The organism is Fodinicurvata sediminis DSM 21159 (assembly GCF_000420625.1).
In the GTDB taxonomy this organism is placed as follows: domain Bacteria; phylum Pseudomonadota; class Alphaproteobacteria; order Kiloniellales; family DSM-21159; genus Fodinicurvata; species Fodinicurvata sediminis.
Genome location: NZ_ATVH01000013.1, coordinates 203064 through 219147 on the forward strand (window position 1 = coordinate 203064; position 16084 = coordinate 219147).

The following is a 16084-nucleotide window of genomic DNA, read 5'->3' on the forward strand; positions in this document are numbered from 1 at the left end:
AACCATGGTATCAGACCATGTCCCTGTGGTCGGCCTTTGCGGCCTTGAGGTCCTTCAGGAAAGCCAGGACGATGACGGCCAGGACCACTGCCGATATCAGTGGCCAGACCAGGACGTATGCAGCCAGTATTGTTCCCATCTTCCTACTCCTGCGTTCTTTGAGGATAAAGCCCGGTGCGATCAGTCATGTTTCCGGGCCTCGCCCTCCGGGGTGGCGGTGTCCTGGAAATACCTGACTCTCTGCGAGATCAGGTTGAAGTCGAACCCGTGCTTGCTTGCCATACTGAGCAGAAAGCAGATCACCGTACTGGCACCGTAGGCGGTCAACGAGCCGAGCAGGACGGTGTAATCTGCCAGGAACCCGATGAAGTACCAGGTCAGCAGCACGGTCATTACGACACCAACCACCAGGCCGGCCACGCGGCCCAGGAAGCCAAAGGTCATCAGGCCCAGAACCACACCCCCGCCAATGCCGGCGATGATCTCGAAGAAGGTGCCGATTACACCCTCCATGGGCAGCAGCTCGAAGCGCACGATGGTAAAGAGCACCAGGCCACCGATCACAGCCGAGGTAAAAGCCACGTTCGTCACCCGGCCCCAATAGCAGCTGGCAATGACGGGAAAGACGATCGCGCCCCAGAGTGCACCGACGAAAACCAGCATCACCAGGATATCCAGCGAGTAGCTGGCCAGGACAAGACCGATCATAGTTGCCACGATCATGGTCACGCGCCCCAGGAACAGCATTCTGCGCGGATCCACATTTCCACGGGCCAGGTTCTTGGCATAGATGTCCGTCATCATGATCGCTGTCAGCGCGGACAGGTCGGAGTCCGCGGTGGAGGACAGCGAGCCGATGACAAGAATGAAGAACAGGGCGATCGCGAAAGGCGGCAGATAGCTGGACGCCATCTGCGGAATGATGTTGTTGAAGTCCCCGTTGGCCGGCTCCATGCCGGCCATCAGTGCCAACATTCCCAGCATGCCAAGTCCGATGACCACGGACCCATAGCCGATGGTTGCCGTTATGAAGGTGGGCTTGATCATGTCCTGGCGCACGGCGAACAGGCGTTGCGCAATGGTCTGATTGCCGATGGCATAGGCCAGCACCGCCACGAAGAAGGGCGCCCCCTGCTCCAGGATGGCGGTCCGGGAGAAGAAGTTCGCCTGCTCGGCGGTCAGGTTGGCCATCCCCTCGCTCAAGGCATCGGTACCCCCCATGTTAAACAGGACCCAGGGAATAATGACGATGGCCACGCCCATCATGGCGACCAGCTGGGCAAAGTCCGTCACGATGGATGCACGGAAACCCGACCAGAAGGTATAGATCAGCACCCCGATGCCGGCGATGAGTACACCCTGCACAAAGGTCAGGGGCGAGAGAATGGAAACCAGCGCACCCGCAGCGGTGAAGTTCACCATCAGGCTGATGATACTGCCCAACAGGTTCGAGAAGGCCATGATCAGCTGGCTGGAGGAACCGTGGCGCGCATGCATCACTTCGGCCAGGGTATGCGCGTTGGGCGCCAGCTTGCGGATACGAATCCCGAAGGGATAGATGAAGAGAATCATCAAGGCGCCCCAGAGGCCGTAGTGCAGTGCGCCCGAAAGGCCATACTTGTAGCCGGAGGTCGCGGCACCATAGAAGGATGCTGCCCATATCCAGGTCGCCGTCATGCTGGCGGCCGCAATGCCGAAACCGACCTGGCCGCTTGAAACCATGTAGCCGTCCGCATTCTCCTTCTTGCGGCTGACCATCAACGAAAGCAGGAAGGTGCCCCCGTAGAAGGCCACCAGAAGTGCGATGACCACTGGCAGCGAGAATTGGTAGGAGAGAGTCTCCATTACGTTTTGTCCCCCGTATAATTCTTGGCTTTACTGACAACCGCCAGAATGAGAAAGGCGCCGGAAACCCCGGCGCCTCCAACCCGAACGTCAATCGTAGTTGCCTTTCACCCGCTCCTTCGTCGGATCGAAGTGCGGCGCCTTCACGACCTTGGCCGGAATGCGTTTCTGGAATCCATCGAGTTGGCCCACCTCGACTTCGGTTCCCTCTTCTGCATGGGCCACATCCATGCGGCAAAGTGCGATGACCTTCCCCAGGATGGGCGAGCGCATGGCAGAGGTGACCTCGCCAACCTGGGCGCGACCGATACGCACACAGTCACCGCTGGCAGGTACCACCTGGCCCTCCAGATCCAGACCCACCAGCTTGCGGCGCGGATGCGCCTTGCGGTCCTCCAGGGCCGCGCGACCGATGAAGCCGTCTTCCTTGGATTTCAGAGGCACAGTGAAACCGATACCCGCTTCGAAGGGGTCGGTCTGGTCGCAAAACTCGAACCCGGCAAAGACAAGTCCAGATTCGATGCGCACCAGGTTCAGGGCTTCCAGGCCAAAGGGGATCAGCCCATGGGGCTGCCCCGCCTCCCAGACCGCATCGAAGACGGCTTCGGCATCCTTGGGGTGGCAGAAGATCTCGAAACCCAGCTCGCCCGTGTAACCGGTTCGCGAAACCACGACGCTCTGGCCATGGAAGTCCCCGATCCGCCCCACGGTGAAGCGGAAGACGCCCAGTTCATCCAGTGTGGGACGATCCGGGGGTGTCCAGATGATCTCGCGCAGGATTTCACGGCTGCGCGGCCCCTGTACGGCAATGTTGTGCAGATGATCCGTGGAAGAGCGCACCCAGACATCCAGATTGTGCTTCTGGGCCTGTTCGCGCAGCCAGACGCCGGAGACATCCGAGCCACCGACCCAGCGAAAGTTGTTCTCGCCCAGACGGAAAACGGTCCCGTCATCGACCATCCCGCCATGCTCGTAACAGAGGGCGCTGTACATGACCTGGCCAACACTCAGCTTCTTCATGTTCCGGGTCAGGCAAAGCTGCATGAGAGGCTCCGCATCCGGGCCGGTGACCTCGAACTTGCGTAGCGGGCTCAGGTCCATCACCACGGCCTTCTCGCGGCAGGCCCAGTACTCCTCGATCGCGCCGTGATTGGAAAAATCGTTGGGCAACCAATACCCGTTGTACTCCACGAAATTGCGCGTCTTCTGGGCCAGGCGCTCGTGAAAGGCTGTCTTCTTTGTGTGCTGCAAATCGGCGTCGACCGTCATGCGGTATCCTATCGATCTCTGGAAATCCTCGTTCTCGCCATAGACCCGGACCTGTACGTCCGTCGGGTTCCAGCCGTTGGCCGGATCAACGTCACAGGGGCAGGCCGTGGAAACGCAGACCAGGTCGGTCAGCGCCCGCAGCAGTACGTAGTCCCCGGGGCGCGACCAAGGGTCGTCCATTCCAATGGCGTTCGTGTCGTCCAGCATGGTGTTGAAGAAGAAATTGATGGCCGGCCAGCCTGCGCGCGTGGGCAGGCCATAGCGCTCCATCTCGCGATTGATGTTGTCGCTGCAATTGACGTGCCCCGGATAACCCAGGTCCTCGTAATAGCGCGCCGTACAGGCCAGGCCGAAGGTGTCATGCCGACCACAGGTGTCCTGGACGATCTCAACAAGCGGCTGCATGTCGACCGAGAAATACTTCGCGTAGAGTCCGGGCGCGGGATAGAGCGCGCCCATCAGGGCACGGGTGGTCGTGGGATCGATATCCGTCAGAACCCCGCGCTCGACGGCCCGCATGTCCAATGCCTGGAAGTCGGAGCACTCGCGGCCCTGTACATCCAGGACCTGGATGTACTGCCCCTTGCGAACTTCATAGGTCTGCGCATTGCCCGGCTGGATGTTGATATCGCTCAGGGGATCGGCCAGCGGTTCCGGCGCTTGATGTTTGCGCTCTAGCGACCGGGGTGTGCCACGACGAATGTAAAGAAGGATTTCCGTTGGCGGCGCCTGGGAGTCCACTTCCATGGGTTCACCCGGCGCGGCAACGATCAACAGGCCATCGTGATCGGCACGGAAGCTTTCACTGTCACCTGGGCGCGACGCACTCTCGAACACCCTGGCACAGCGCGCCCTGCCAAGATCGAACCCTGCCCGTTCCAGGCCAAGGCGAACACGGCGTGCACTCGCCTCGTCCACAGACAGGGTCCGCTGCAGCCCCTTGGGGTCTCCTGCAGGCTTGGCGCCTATCCGTTCGGGATCTGCCGTGCCGTCCGGCTTGAAGAAAACAAGCTCGCAGGGCTGCAAGCCCTCGCGGTCCACCACCCAGATTTCATCACCAGCCTCGATCTCGACGGCACGGGACCCGCCTCCAGGCACTGGATGGCGTTCCACATCCGGCGGAAGCACCGGTAGGCCCGGCTCCAGGATCGGCCCGCGCTTGGCTGGCATCTCGAACTGTTGCAGCAAAGGAACCTCTTCACCGTCTGCATGAACTCCTACAAACGGTAGCTTGACAACAGAGGGCCCTGAAGAAGAATTACTCCAGCCTCAGGCCCAGGAATCTTTATGCCAGAACGACGCACGCCGCTTCCCCCACTGGATTATCTCATAGCATTCGAGGCAGCGGCGCTTCAGGGCAGCTTCACGGCAGCCGGCGAACAGTTGAACCTGAGCCAGGCTGCTGTCAGCCGGAAGATCAGATTGCTGGAAGAGCATCTTGGGGTCAGCCTGTTCGTACGTGGCCATCGTTCCGTCCAGTTGACCCCCAATGGAAAGGCCTATCTCAAAAGCGTGCGGAAGGCGCTGGATGAAATCAGACTTGCCTCTGCGGATCTGCGCAAGGGACAGCTGCGCCCGCACATCAGCATCGCAGCCACCCAGTCGGTCTCGACCCTGTGGCTGGTGCCGAGGCTGAGCCATATCCGACAGGACAATCCGGATATCGATATCGACCTGGTTTCAACGGACGAGGACGAGGAATGTCTGCAGGGAAACTTCGACCTTGTGATCCTGCGAGGGGAAGGACGTTGGTCCGGGTATGACGCCGAACTCCTGCTGGACGAGGAGATCTTTCCCGTTTGCACGAAGGCCTATGGCGACGACATTGGCCTTGAGACGGCAGAGGACCTGGCGCAGGCGACCTTGATCGAAGTGGCCAGCCATCATTCGGAGTGGATGAACTGGCGGACCTGGCTGCGCGAACAACAAATCGATCCGACAGCAGACACGCGCAGATTCACTTTCAACACCTATGCCCTCTCAATCCAGGCGGCCTGCGACGGCCTGGGCGTGGCTCTTGGCTGGCGCCACCTGGTCGACGACCACCTGAATAGCGGGGCACTTGTCCGGCCTATCCCACAGTCTGTCCACACCGGTTCGGGCTATTACCTTCTCAAGCCACGCGGGCGGGCATTGAGTGAAGCAGCACAGACCCTGCGTGACTGGCTTTTCCAATCCGTCGGAAGGTAACGAACGGACTGCCGGCGTGCTCGGGGCTATAGCTGCTTAGCTTCCGACCGGCCCGCTGACGCCGGCCTCCTCGAAGGTGGCCATGCCGATGTGACAGGCAACGGCCGACTGCAGGACCTGGATGCCCAGCGTGGCACCCGAGGCCTCGCCCAGACGCATGCCCAGGTCCATCAGCGGCTTCTTGCCAAGTATTTCCAGCAGGCGGGCATGTCCGGGCTCGACCGACTGGTGCCCGACAATACAGTGATCCAGCGTTCGCGAATCGGCTGCATGCAGCACGGCGGCAGCGGCCGTGCAGGCAAAGCCATCCAGAACCACGGGAATGCGTCCCATGCGGCACGCCAGGATAGCCCCGGCGATGGCGGCCAGTTCCAGGCCGCCCAGGCAGCGCAGGATCTCGAAGGGATCCGTCATCTCGGCTTCATTCGCGGCCAGGCCAGCTGTAACCACCTCGGCCTTGCGCGTCAGGCCGGCTTCATCCACACCGGTGCCGCTGCCGACCCAGTTGGAAGGCTCGCCCCCGAACAGCGCACAGCAAAGCGCGGCCGCTGCGGTGGTGTTGCCGATCCCCATCTCGCCGACGGCCATCACGTCGAAGCCCTCTTCCACCGACATCATGCCGTAGGAGAGCGCCAGCGCGCAGTCCTCCTCGTTCATGGCGGGGCCCTGCGTGAAATCGCCAGTGGGTTGGTCCAGGGCCATTTCATAGACCCGAAGGTCTGCGCCGACATTTCCGGCCAACTGGTTCACGGCAGCGCCGCCATTGATGAAGTTCTGCACCATCTGCTCGGTCACGCTGGCGGGATAGGCCGAGACTCCATGTTCCGTTATACCGTGGTTCCCAGCGAATACCGCCACGCGCGGCCGGTCCATGGAAGGACGGCCGCGTCCCTGCCAGGTGGCCAGCCAGACGGCCAACTCCTCCAGGCGGCCGAGCGAGCCTGCAGGCTTGGTCAGCTTCGTCTGATGCTGCAGGGCGGTCGTGCCTGCATCCATGTCCGGACCGGGAAGTTCGGGCAGAAGCTGCCGGATCTCGTCCAGACTGGCGTTTTCGTCCTGGGAATCGCTCATGTTTTGTCCTTGTCCCGGCAAGGGTGTTTCACCCGGCCTGCCGTGCTTGTATTCTTCGGGTACTGGCTGTCGCGGACTGTCCTACAGGCACCCGTCTGATGACAAGCACGTTGGCAAGACCGGCACGCGTTTAAGCAAAATGGCCTGTGGCTGGTTCGAAACCGAAAAAGGTGTGAAATGCTGAAGCAATGGAGTCGTGACCTCGCCCTTGCGCTTGGTTTCCTGACACGCCTGCCCGTGACATCCCGAGGCTGGCCGAGCGATGCAGAACGTACACGCGCGCTCAGGGCCTATCCTCTGGCCGGGCTGCTGATTGGCCTGATCGGCGGGATCGTCTACGCCCTTGCACTCTGGCTCAATCTTCCTCCTCTGATCGCTGCACTGCTGGCCCTGGCCACGCTGATGAAGCTGACCGGCGCGTTACACGAGGACGGTCTGGCCGACATGAGCGATGCCCTGGGGGCCCCGGTCGATCGCGCGCGGCGCCTGGAGATCATGCGCGACAGCCGCATCGGAACCACAGGCACCCTGGCACTGATCGTTATCGTTGTCTTGAAGGCCGCCGCTCTGGCTGAATTGGCCGAGGTGGAAGAGGTCGTTGCCGCGCTTATCATCGCGGCCGCAGCCTCGCGCGCCGTGCTGCCCCTGGCCGCCTTCTTCATGAGTCCCGCGCGCAGTGACGGCCTGGGGGCCGGCCTGGGAGAACCCGAAGGCGGTGTCGTCCTCTGGGCCTGCGGCCTGGCCGTTCTGATTTCCCTGCTTTTCAGTTCTTTCGGCTTTACCTTTGCCCTGATCGGACTTATCGCCCTCTACTGCCTGATCTTCCTGATTGCCATGCGGAAGATCTTCGGCGGTTACACGGGTGACACGATGGGGGCGCTACAGCAGTCCGTGGACCTGCTGGTTCTGCTGACAGCCGCTGCCTGGTAGGGAAAGTACGGAACACACGAATGAACAAGACGACGCACTGGTGGTGGATTCGCCATGCCCCGGTCGACAGCGGCGGCATCATCTATGGGGACAACGATGTGGATTGCGATTGCAGCGACCCACGACTTTTCCGGCAGGTCGCAGAGCGCTTGCCGCGCGATGCGGTCTGGGTGACCAGCCACCTGCGCCGCACTCGGCAGACTGCGGAAGCCTTCGCCAGTCATGCCGGACTGGAGCTGGCCGAGCCCCATGTCGATCCGCGCCTGGCCGAACAGGGCTTCGGAGACTGGCAAGGTCTGACCCATGACCAGCTGCGCCAACGCGACGAGTTCGACTGGCACCGATTCTGGATCACACCGGCACGGACTCGCCCGCCAGGCGGGGAGAGCTTTGCCGATTTGATGGAGCGGGTTCGTTATGCCATGAACGACCTGCTCCAGGAGCATGCCGGAAAGGACATCATCTGTGTGGCCCACGGCGGCACCATTCGCGCCGCCCTGGGGGTAGCACTTGGCCTGGAACCGGAACGCGCTCTTCGCTTTGCGGTTGATAATTGCTCTTTGACACGCATGGATCATTTTTCCGACACAGCGGAACCCCCACATGATATATCGGCGGAGGATTCCTGGCGCGTGTCACTGGTCAATTTTCCGCCTCAAAGTTGAGCTTTGATGCGAAGCTGACGAACAGGGACAACTTTCAAGGATAAGATGATGCAATGCTTGGCCGTTTCTCGCAGCCCGAAAAACCTGACAACCTTGCGACGCAGTCTGACACTCGCGCTCTGTTTTGCGCTGACTCTCATGGTCGCCCTGATGCAGCAGAGCGCGACGGCCGCTGCCGATCAGAGGCAGGATGCCGCGGACATTGTCACCACGGCCGAGACCACCCTGAAATCCATGCTGCGGGATCCCGAACAGGGCGAATTGGCCAACTACATTCGTCAGGCTGAAGCTGTCTTGATCTTCCCTCGGCTGCTCAAGGGCGGCTTCATCATCGGTGCTGAAGGGGGCAGCGGGCTCCTGGTTGTCAAGGGCGATGACGGTGAGTGGTCTTCACCTGCCTTCTATACCCTGGCGTCTGGCAGCATCGGCCTGCAGATCGGTGGACAGGTATCGGAAGCAGTCTTCACGGTCATGAACAAGTCGGCCGTCCAGTCGATCCTGGATGACCAGGTCAAGTTCGGCGGCGATGTTTCCGTGGCCCTTGGTCCAATGGGTAAGGGATTGGGCGCCAGCACCACCACCAACCTGGATGCCGACATGCTGGCCTTTTCGCGCACCGAGGGCCTCTTCGGTGGCGGCGCCCTGGAAGGTGCAGGCATGTTCCGCAAGGACGGTCTGAATGCCGCATATTACGATGCCGCGGGTGTGGAGCCACAACAGATCGTGATCAACAGGGCCTATCATAATCCGCAGGCGGACGGCCTGCGCGAGGCTCTGCGCACGGCCACACAACGTTAGGACCTGGTCAGCTTTGCTTTTGCCCCGACGGCTGTCGCCGGGGCACTTTGCCGCAGTGGAGTACCAGGATTCCGGCCTGATCCAAGGGACGGGAACCCCTAGATTTATGACAGCATATCGATTTCTCTTCTAGGCAGATTTTCGGATTCGAACAGAGCAATGCAATCCCGTCTTCTGAAACGTGCGCTCATCATCTTCGTCGCCGGCTTCATCCTGCTGCTGATCGGCCTGGCGGCTGCATGGTACCTGCGCGAGCCCGCACCACCCCCTCAGAGCCGCATAGACGGCGGCAGCACCGGTGAAGCAAGGATCGGCGGGCCTTTCGAATTGACGGACCAGAATGGGGAGCTGCGCCGAGCCCGCCATTTCTCGGGCCAATACATGCTGATCTATTTCGGCTTCACCTTCTGCCCGGATGTCTGCCCCACCGCCTTGACGAACATGACACAGGCCCTGGACCTGCTGGAGGAAGGTGCACCCGCCAAGGCGAACCAGGTGGTGCCAATCTTCATCACCGTCGACCCGGAACGCGACACGGTTGAGGAAATGGCCAGCTATGCCGAGCATTTTCATCCCGACCTTGTTGCCCTGACCGGCACCAAGGATCAAATCGCCGCGGCGGCCAAGCAGTATCGTGTCTACTATGAAAAGGTCGAAGACGCCTCGGCAAGCAACTACCTGATGGATCACTCCTCCTATATCTATCTGATGGGGCCTGAAGGAGAGTACCTGACGCACTATACGCACCAGACCCCAGCCGATGAACTGGCGGAGGGCCTGGAGCGCTATATCAAGTAGACCTCAGCCATCTTGCAACAACCTGTCCAGGCTTGCCGCCAAGTCACTCGGCACGCCGCTGAGCTGCAGAGTCTTCACCCGCGACTTTGCGCCTGCGACGATCTCTACGTCGCCCTTGCGCAGTTTCAGTTCCGAAGCCAGGTAATTGACCAGCGCCTTGTTGGCGGCCCCCTCGACCGGCGGCGCCTTCAACCTCAACTGCAAAAGAGTTTGTCCCTGTGCGTCCTGAACAAGGCCATCCACTGCATTGCGGTTAGCTCTAGGCGTAAGGCGAACCCGAAGTCTTAAACCTGAGTTTTTGGCGCTGTAGGGCTTTTCACACGACTGCAAGAGCTTCCCACTTCAAGTTTACAGTATCCAGACACTATCCTGAACATTGACCATCCGGAAAGGCCTAGCTTACGTCTGTACCTACGTTTGGGGTAACTTGCTAGGGCTGAGCGCTTCTTCCTGGCCGAGCCTGCCGGGAGAAACAAGAACTTGCGCCACTCAAAATGTGCATTCACGCTTTGCGTCGGCACATACTAGTGATAGCGTCATGACTTGAGTATTTCGCGCAGCCGGCTGGAATATACTCAAGTAAAGCACCCCGCTCCATACGGGACTGCACCATCAGAAACAGGGGGAAACAGATGTACAAGAAGATTCTGGTTCCGGTCGACCTCACCCATGCCGAGAACCTTACAAAAGCCCTCGACACAGCAGCAGAACTGGCCAAGAGCTGGAAAGCGGAACTCTGCTATGTCGGCGTAACGCCGGAAACGCCCTCGCCGGTGGCACATACGCCAAAGGAATATGGCGAGAAACTTGCCGCCTTCGCCAACAAGCAGGGCGAGAGCCACGGCGTAAAGACGGATTCCGTCTACTACACCTCGACGGACCCGGCGATCGACATCAACAAGACCTTGCGCAAGGCGATCGAGGAATCCGGCGCGGATCTGGTGGTCATGGCCAGCCATGTGCCGAATGTCCTGGACTATGTCTGGGCCTCGCACGGCGGCTACATCGCCGAGCATGCCGATACCTCGGTCTTCATCGTGCGCTGATGCGCATAGGTCTTGAACAGCAACTATGACAAGGGAGGGGCAATAGATGCAGGAAGATCCCAATAACCCCAACGAAGGGGAGGAAGCGGTCCCGGAGCCCGAGGGCGCGACCGAGACAATCGATACCGACTACCAGGTCGGTCAGGACAACATTCAACCCAAGATCGGTCCGTTCGGGCTTGATATCCACAACCCTGTTTTCGTGGTCTCGGGGCTCATCGTGGTTGCCTTCGTGCTGCTCACGATCATCTTCCAGGATGCGGCCGGCCCCGCTTTCGAAGAATTGCGTGGCTTTCTGACATCGCGCTTCGACTGGTTCTTCCTGATCGGGGGCAATGTCTTCGTGATTCTCTGTCTGGCGCTAATCGTCACCCCGCTGGGCAATGTCAGGTTGGGCGGCAAGGAGGCCACCCCAGACCATAGCTATTTCGGCTGGTTCTCCATGCTGTTCGCCGCGGGTATGGGCATCGGCCTGATGTTCTATGGCGTTGCCGAGCCGATTGCACACTACGGCACCTCCATGGGCGGCACGACCGTCGAGGACGGCGTCCGCACGGACTGGGCCCCACTGGGAGCAGCCGAAGGCAACGAAGTGGAGGCCCGCCGCCTGGGTATGGCCGCAACGATCTTCCACTGGGGGCTCCACCCCTGGGCGATCTATGCCATCGTTGCCCTTGCCTTGGCCCTCTTCTCCTTCAACAAGGGCCTGCCGCTGACCATCCGCTCCATGTTCTATCCGATCTTCGGCGACAAGGTCTGGGGCTGGCCGGGCCACATCATCGACATCCTGGCGGTTTTTGCCACGCTGTTTGGCTTGTCGACATCACTGGGATTGGGAGCTACCCAGGCTATTGCGGGGCTGAATTTCGTCTTCGGACTGCCTGACAGTATCAACGCACAGGTAATTCTGATCATCCTCATCACCGCTTTTGCCCTGATATCGGTGCTCCGTGGTCTGGAGGGCGGCGTCAAGGTCCTCTCAGAAATCAACATGGGACTGGCCGCCATCCTTCTGTTCTTCGTCATCGTGGTTGGCCCGACACTTGCCATTGCCACCGGCTTCTTCAGTAATCTTCTGGCATATGGCCAGGAAGTGATTCCACTGTCCAACCCCTTCGGGCGTGACGATGACAACTTCCGTCAGGGCTGGACCTCGTTCTACTGGGCCTGGTGGATTTCCTGGTCACCGTTCGTGGGCATGTTCATCGCCCGCGTCAGCCGTGGCCGCACGGTACGCGAGTTCATCACCTGCGTGCTGCTTATCCCCTCGGTAGTTTCGGTTCTGTGGATGACCGCCTTCGGCGGAACAGCCATTACCCTGATCAACGAGGCCGGCATGAGCCAGATTGCCGATGCGGCACTCGAATTGAAGCTGTTCGAGATGCTGAATGGCCTGCCACTTGCAACCATCACATCCATAGTTGGCGTAGTCCTGGTGATCGTTTTCTTCGTCACCTCATCCGACTCGGGCAGTCTGGTGATTGACACCATCACGGCCGGCGGCAAGGTTAATGCTCCAGTCAGCCAGCGTGTCTTCTGGTGCACCTTCGAGGGTCTGGTGGCGATTGCACTGCTGATCGGCGGTGGACTGGGCGCATTGCAGGCGGCGGCCGTCTCTACCGGTCTGCCGTTTACAGTCGTCTTGCTGCTCGGCTGTTACGCCATCGTGAGGGGCCTGATGCGCGAACCACGCTGAAGACCCACACATACAGGCAGGAAGAGGGGCGTCGCATCAACGGCGCCCCTTTTGCGTGCATAAGAATCTCACTGGAATGCGTCCTGATAAAAGTCGTTAAAGTGGCCGTTCCACTTCCGTTCGGGCCCAGTTGGCAGGTCCACCCAGCCCTGCCTGCCGGACGTCGAGTCGGCGGGTATGAAGCGCTGATTTGTTGGCCGATCACGAATTGGATGGGCCCGTCAGGTCTTCCAGTTCACCTCTGCGCGAGGGTCGGGCTTGTAGGTGAAATAGGTGCCTGTGTGTATAGTCCGTTCCAGATGCTCGCCAAGGCCCGGATGATGGTGGGCGATCCGCTCGAGGGTGTATCGTAGCGAACGGGTTGCGCTGGTGCGTGCGCGCTCGAAACCATCACCAATGGTTCGAGCCCGGCCATTCAGACCAACGCCGCGGCAGAGTTCATCGATGAGAAACTGGCGGTCGGCCCGTGCCAGCTCCGCCCGATGCAAGTCGTTGGCAGCCTCCGCCTCCGCGATGTCCTCCTCCGTCTCGGCAAGCCGCTGCCGGTATGCCTCGCGGGCCTTCGAATCGAACACCTCCAGGCCGCATTGCGCATCCATGCCGGAAGCATCCGCAGAACCTCCAACCGGGTAGGCGCCTCGCTCCACGGCCACCAGGTCGAGCACGTGGAACTCCCGGCCGGGTTCTGCCAGCAGGCGCTCCAGGTAGCGCATGCCCTTGAGGTCTTTAAGGCGCACGGTGCGGCCATCGAAGGTCACCGTGCGCATCTCTCCCTCCCGGCGAAAGACGCACTGTTCGCGGGTCGCCGCCGTCCCTACAGATACCGACGGAACCTCTTCACGAGCCAGGTCAGCCCAGGGTCTGGCGTTGAGTGCCTCAAGGGCCCGACAGGCGGCGTCAAGTTCCAGCTCGGCGGTGTTGTCGTCGCCCGCCGCTCGGTGGGCTGCCGCCAGGATAACACGCAGTGTCGCCGCCTCGAACGGCATGCGCAGCGACACCCATTCCATGACGGCCTCGCTCAGCAGGCGGATAGCCTCGCAGTGCTGCCCGTCATGCAACGCCAAGCGTCCCTTCGCGGCGAGCGCGGAGGTCTGCAATGTGCGGCTCTGGTACATTTGGGCGATCTCGGTAAGATCGGCCGCGGCGGTACGGGCCGCCTGGTCATCACCGGCGGCCAGCGCGATAACCACCTGGGCCTCCCGCAGAGGCGCCCGCCGCAGGCCACCCGAAGGCGGGCGCTCCTTCGAGGGGATGTCGAACGGATGCTCGAGGGCACTCTCGATCATCGCCGAGGCCTCCTCAACCCGGCCCTGGGCCAGTCGCAGCAATGCCAGTCCCGGCTGAGGCAGCCAGGCATTCTGGTGTGCCGCCAGAAAGGCTTCTTCAGCCCCTGCGAAATCGCCCTTGCGCAGTCTCGCGTTGCCAAGCTCGGTCAGTGGCCAGCCGAACTCCCGCCGCATCCACGGGCGCAGCTCTTCGCATGCCAGCAGCGCCTCCTGCTCGGCTTCGTCACAGGGGCCTCGCAGGCGCATGATCTCCGCCCGGTGCACCCGGCAGCGTCCGTTGAGTCCGCCGAACGCAGCCCCCTGACGCCATCGTTCCATTGCTTCGGTCCATTCCTCGGCACGGTCATGCTGGCCGATCCACTGCATCGCGCAGATAACCTCGCACCACATCTGGCCCGTGGTGAGGGGGTCGAGATTGCCGGAACTCAGCTCCACGGCAACATCGTCCAGCGCTTTCAGCCCTTCATCGATGTCGCCGTCATGGATCCAGACCCGTGCCAGGGCGACCTGCCCGATGATCGACGGCGGAGCCAGCTCGTGCCTTTTTCCTCCCTCCATGGCCTTGCGCGCCCAATGCCCCGTCCCCGGCATATCGCCACACATCAGGCGCTCGTAGGTCCGCACCGCGGCGAGCCACGCCCAGACCGGGCTGTCGGGCGCATCGTTTATCAGGCACTCCGCGCGTGACAGCCACGCACGCACGGTGGCCATCAGGCCCGAGTCCATCATCAAGTACATGCCCATCATGACGGCGGCGAAGGCAGCACCGTGAGTTTGGCCGTCTTCCAGGTGGAACTGATAAAGCTGCCCGTAGGCAGCCAGCGTTCCTTCCAGGTCGCCTGCGCCGTACGCCGCCTGTGCCCGCAGCTCCAACAGCTCGGCCGAGGGTGAGATGGACAGTTCGGCAAGCAGGGTCTGGGCCCGGGCGAAGTCCCCGGCATCGAGGGCGACACGAATCGGCGAGAAGTCTGCGTCCGTCATGGCTCGGCACCCTTTGTCGCGGTTGTAACAAGGGTTGTTACGTCTATCGGACAGGTGCGCGGTGCACCTGCCTGAAAACGTAAAGCAGTAAAGGAGCATTTTGCCATGAGTGAAACGCTTTATGACAGACTAGGCCGCAAGGATGGTATCGACAAGCTCTGTAACCGCATCGTCGATCTCCATCTCCAGAACGAGGTCGTCAATCCCCGATACAAGGCCCTCACCGACGAAGAGACGGATCACGCCCGCGAGAAGGTCAAGGAGTTTCTCGCGGCCGGTTCCGGCGGACCGGTGGAGTACACAGGTCGATCAATGATCGAAACGCATACCGGCATGAACGTCAGCGCGGCCGAATTCGTCGCCGTGGTCGACGACATCATGCAGGCGATGAGGGAGATGGATTATCCGCAGCCGGTCTGCGACGAAGTGTTGGGCATCGCCTATTCGCTCAAGGAAGAAATCGTTCACAGATAAGTACAGGGCAGGTGAGTCTGGGGGCGGGCCCTTGGCCCGTCCCTATCAATAGACCACTTGCGTGAATTTTGCGATTCACGGAACCGGGGCTGATCTGAGTGCTTCAGCGTATTGTTTCGAACTTCAGAACAAGCGCCTGCCCTGGCGCCGGTCGGATAACACTTGAGTCAACACGCAAAATCCGTGCGTGAGGAGGAGACATGAACAGCACCAAAAGCCATGAGGGACACTGCTTCTGTGGCGCCGTGGAACTGCTTGTCAGCGGTGAACCGGAGGCCATGGGTTACTGTCACTGCGAATCCTGCAGGCACTGGTCCGCCGGGCCGGTAAACGCCTTCTCCCTATGGAAACCGGAGGCCGTCCAGGTCACCAGGGGCGAGGAGAACACCGTCACCTATCAGAAAACACCGCAAAGCCATCGCAAATGGTGCAGAACCTGTGGTGGACACCTTCTCACTGAACACCCGGAACTCGACCTGACAGACGTCTATCCCGCGATTCTGTCCGAGTTTCCGTTCAGCCCGGGGGTTCACGTGCATTACCAGGAAACGGTCCTGCGGATACGGGACGGACTGCCGAAATTCCGGGACCTGCCCGAAGAGATCGGCGGATCCGGCATCAGTATGGCGGAATAGAGCACCCCCGGTTCAATCGATCCGGGTCATAGCCGGCGACTTTGAACTGATTGGCGCATTCGGCTGGTGTGAAGAGATCGACGACCCGATCGGACTCGTAAGCTTCATGCACTATGATCTGGGATATATCGATCTGGAACAGAAAACCTTGCAGACCATAAGCAACCCTTTTGCAAAAAGGGTGTAACCCATGTCTCCGGTATCAAATGTAAACCATCTGTCCAGAACGGACCCTTGTGGATATGGAGCGGGCGATGGGATTCGAACCCACGACCCCAACCTTGGCAAGGTTGTGCTCTACCCCTGAGCTACGCCCGCGTCCTGTAGGGTGTTGGGGATTTAACGCCTTGGACGATGCAATGCAAGAGTCTTTCTGCAGAGTTTTTCAAACCGCTTCTTG

At 60.7% G+C, this 16084-nt stretch carries 15 protein-coding genes and 1 tRNA gene; 9 read left to right on the forward strand and 7 right to left on the reverse strand.

The genetic code is table 11. From position 1 onward, the window contains the following. Positions 1-10: 10 nt before the first annotated feature. From G502_RS22525 to G502_RS0106000, 3 genes are all read right to left on the reverse strand, one after another. Positions 11-139, reverse strand: coding sequence for a putative transporter small subunit (locus G502_RS22525; RefSeq protein WP_022727754.1), 129 nt, complete (start codon positions 137-139; stop codon positions 11-13). 41 nt (positions 140-180) lie between these two features. Further along, on the reverse strand, positions 181-1845 hold the full coding sequence (locus tag G502_RS0105995; RefSeq protein ID WP_022727755.1) for a sodium:solute symporter family protein: 1665 nt from the start codon (positions 1843-1845) through the stop codon (positions 181-183). A 90-nt stretch (positions 1846-1935) separates the two neighbouring features. Further along, on the reverse strand, positions 1936-4284 hold the full coding sequence (locus G502_RS0106000) for a trimethylamine N-oxide demethylase (protein ID WP_026989129.1): 2349 nt from the start codon (positions 4282-4284) through the stop codon (positions 1936-1938). 117 nt (positions 4285-4401) lie between these two features. Between G502_RS0106000 and G502_RS18915 the strand changes: the two genes are divergently transcribed. Beyond that, complete coding sequence (locus tag G502_RS18915; protein ID WP_022727757.1) at positions 4402-5304, forward strand: LysR substrate-binding domain-containing protein; 903 nt, start codon at positions 4402-4404, stop codon at positions 5302-5304. 36 nt (positions 5305-5340) lie between these two features. On the opposite strand, the gene cobT is transcribed toward G502_RS18915, so the two are convergent. Beyond that, the gene (cobT, locus tag G502_RS0106010) at positions 5341-6375 is read right to left on the reverse strand and encodes a nicotinate-nucleotide--dimethylbenzimidazole phosphoribosyltransferase (protein ID WP_022727758.1); all 1035 of its coding nucleotides are present in this window, start codon (positions 6373-6375) and stop codon (positions 5341-5343) included. A 177-nt stretch (positions 6376-6552) separates the two neighbouring features. Here cobT and cobS point away from each other — a divergent pair, with 177 nt between their 5' ends. The 4 genes from cobS (at position 6553) to G502_RS0106030 (ending at position 9566) form a co-directional block, all read left to right on the forward strand. Then, positions 6553-7305 (forward strand): adenosylcobinamide-GDP ribazoletransferase, encoded by a 753-nt coding sequence (cobS, locus tag G502_RS0106015; protein ID WP_022727759.1) that lies wholly within the window; start codon positions 6553-6555, stop codon positions 7303-7305. Between the two features lie 20 nt (positions 7306-7325). Further along, positions 7326-7970 carry a histidine phosphatase family protein gene (locus G502_RS18920; protein WP_022727760.1) on the forward strand — a complete coding sequence of 215 codons (645 nt, stop codon included), beginning with the start codon at positions 7326-7328 and terminating at the stop codon, positions 7968-7970. Between the two features lie 45 nt (positions 7971-8015). Further along, on the forward strand, positions 8016-8768 hold the full coding sequence (locus G502_RS18925) for a lipid-binding SYLF domain-containing protein (protein ID WP_022727761.1): 753 nt from the start codon (positions 8016-8018) through the stop codon (positions 8766-8768). 159 nt (positions 8769-8927) lie between these two features. Next, positions 8928-9566, forward strand: a complete 639-nt coding sequence (locus G502_RS0106030) for an SCO family protein (protein WP_022727762.1) — start codon at positions 8928-8930, stop codon at positions 9564-9566. 3 nt (positions 9567-9569) lie between these two features. Here the strand turns inward: G502_RS0106030 and G502_RS0106035 are convergent, their stop codons facing one another. After that, on the reverse strand, positions 9570-9896 hold the full coding sequence (locus G502_RS0106035) for a DUF167 domain-containing protein (protein ID WP_022727763.1): 327 nt from the start codon (positions 9894-9896) through the stop codon (positions 9570-9572). Between the two features lie 302 nt (positions 9897-10198). On the opposite strand from G502_RS0106035, the gene G502_RS0106040 reads away from it, so the two are divergent. Next, a complete protein-coding gene (locus tag G502_RS0106040; protein ID WP_022727764.1) occupies positions 10199-10612 on the forward strand; it encodes a universal stress protein in 414 nt (137 codons plus the stop codon). A 46-nt stretch (positions 10613-10658) separates the two neighbouring features. Continuing rightward, positions 10659-12308, forward strand: a complete 1650-nt coding sequence (locus G502_RS0106045; RefSeq protein ID WP_022727765.1) for a BCCT family transporter — start codon at positions 10659-10661, stop codon at positions 12306-12308. Between the two features lie 221 nt (positions 12309-12529). On the opposite strand, the gene G502_RS0106050 is transcribed toward G502_RS0106045, so the two are convergent. Then, positions 12530-14575, reverse strand: a complete 2046-nt coding sequence (locus tag G502_RS0106050) for an ATP-binding protein (RefSeq protein WP_022727766.1) — start codon at positions 14573-14575, stop codon at positions 12530-12532. A gap of 105 nt (positions 14576-14680) precedes the next feature. Between G502_RS0106050 and G502_RS0106055 the strand changes: the two genes are divergently transcribed. Together G502_RS0106055 and G502_RS0106060 are read left to right on the forward strand one after the other, a co-directional pair. Then, complete coding sequence (locus G502_RS0106055) at positions 14681-15049, forward strand: truncated hemoglobin (protein ID WP_022727767.1); 369 nt, start codon at positions 14681-14683, stop codon at positions 15047-15049. Between the two features lie 200 nt (positions 15050-15249). Further along, the gene (locus tag G502_RS0106060; protein WP_022727768.1) at positions 15250-15684 is read left to right on the forward strand and encodes a GFA family protein; all 435 of its coding nucleotides are present in this window, start codon (positions 15250-15252) and stop codon (positions 15682-15684) included. Positions 15685-15927: 243 nt separating this feature from the next. Here G502_RS0106060 and G502_RS0106070 read toward each other — a convergent pair. Further along, positions 15928-16002 (reverse strand) — tRNA-Gly (locus tag G502_RS0106070). Positions 16003-16084 lie beyond the last annotated feature (82 nt).

Bases quoted from the DNA above. Each gene is read 5' to 3' on its own strand.
- G502_RS22525 (WP_022727754.1), bottom strand. From the start codon at position 139: ATGGGAACAATACTGGCTGCATACGTCCTGGTCTGGCCACTGATATCG.
- G502_RS0105995 (WP_022727755.1), bottom strand. From the start codon at position 1,845: ATGGAGACTCTCTCCTACCAATTCTCGCTGCCAGTGGTCATCGCACTT.
- G502_RS0106000 (WP_026989129.1), bottom strand. From the start codon at position 4,284: ATGCCAGCCAAGCGCGGGCCGATCCTGGAGCCGGGCCTACCGGTGCTT.
- G502_RS18915 (WP_022727757.1), top strand. From the start codon at position 4,402: ATGCCAGAACGACGCACGCCGCTTCCCCCACTGGATTATCTCATAGCA.
- cobT (WP_022727758.1), bottom strand. From the start codon at position 6,375: ATGAGCGATTCCCAGGACGAAAACGCCAGTCTGGACGAGATCCGGCAG.
- cobS (WP_022727759.1), top strand. From the start codon at position 6,553: ATGCTGAAGCAATGGAGTCGTGACCTCGCCCTTGCGCTTGGTTTCCTG.
- G502_RS18920 (WP_022727760.1), top strand. From the start codon at position 7,326: ATGAACAAGACGACGCACTGGTGGTGGATTCGCCATGCCCCGGTCGAC.
- G502_RS18925 (WP_022727761.1), top strand. From the start codon at position 8,016: ATGATGCAATGCTTGGCCGTTTCTCGCAGCCCGAAAAACCTGACAACC.
- G502_RS0106030 (WP_022727762.1), top strand. From the start codon at position 8,928: ATGCAATCCCGTCTTCTGAAACGTGCGCTCATCATCTTCGTCGCCGGC.
- G502_RS0106040 (WP_022727764.1), top strand. From the start codon at position 10,199: ATGTACAAGAAGATTCTGGTTCCGGTCGACCTCACCCATGCCGAGAAC.
- G502_RS0106045 (WP_022727765.1), top strand. From the start codon at position 10,659: ATGCAGGAAGATCCCAATAACCCCAACGAAGGGGAGGAAGCGGTCCCG.
- G502_RS0106050 (WP_022727766.1), bottom strand. From the start codon at position 14,575: ATGACGGACGCAGACTTCTCGCCGATTCGTGTCGCCCTCGATGCCGGG.
- G502_RS0106055 (WP_022727767.1), top strand. From the start codon at position 14,681: ATGAGTGAAACGCTTTATGACAGACTAGGCCGCAAGGATGGTATCGAC.
- G502_RS0106060 (WP_022727768.1), top strand. From the start codon at position 15,250: ATGAACAGCACCAAAAGCCATGAGGGACACTGCTTCTGTGGCGCCGTG.